This window comes from Roseibium sp. AWQ4_290, from assembly GCF_056160985.1.
In genome coordinates, this window is record NZ_JBSWYG010000053.1 from 1 (window position 1) to 771 (window position 771).

A 771-nucleotide genomic window follows, 5' to 3' on the forward strand; every position below is an offset into this window, starting at 1 on the left:
GGGGATGACGTCCTCAGCCTGAGTGACTTCGTTCTACGTCTGCCTGACACGCTGGATGGGCACATTGAGGCCCGGATACAGGACATTCGCGGCAATATCCGCGACGGTCAAGATGGCCTTATCCGGCAGAACGCAGATGCTCTTGCCGATTATTTGCTCCAAGCCTCCAATCCTGAAGATGCACGCCGGGTCAGCCGCCGCGAGTTGCTGAATTATATCCTGCGCATCGCTCGCAACGGCCTTGCCGAAGGCGGTCCCGGTGCAAATGACGACGACAATGATGATGGCTCCGATGATGGTTCATCATTTACGCAGCGCTTCCGAAGCGTGGACCTGGATACTTTCGCGGTCGATCGCACGATCGATGATGATACCGATGGCGGTGACAGCAATATCTCTGCTGAGCTGGATGAGTGGCTGGACCGCGATATTGGGGATGACGTCCTCAGCCTGAGTGACTTCGTTCTACGTCTGCCTGACACGCTGGATGGGCACATTGAGGCCCGGATACAGGACATTCGCGGCAATATCCGCGACGGTCAAGATGGCCTTATCCGGCAGAACGCAGATGCTCTTGCCGATTATTTGCTCCAAGCCTCCAATCCTGAAGATGCACGCCGGGTCAGCCGCCGCGAGTTGCTGAATTATATCCTGCGCATCGCTCGCAACGGCCTTGCCGAAGGCGGTCCCGGTGCAAATGACGACGACAATGATGATGGCTCCGATGATGGTTCATCATTTACGCAGCGCTTCCGAAGCGTGGACCTGGAT

The 771-nt window shown here is 56.8% G+C and carries 1 protein-coding gene; it reads left to right on the forward strand.

The features are described from left to right. Nucleotides 1-771: hypothetical protein (locus ACXAH0_RS25090; protein WP_475196008.1), on the forward strand; the 771-nt coding region annotated here is incomplete at both ends.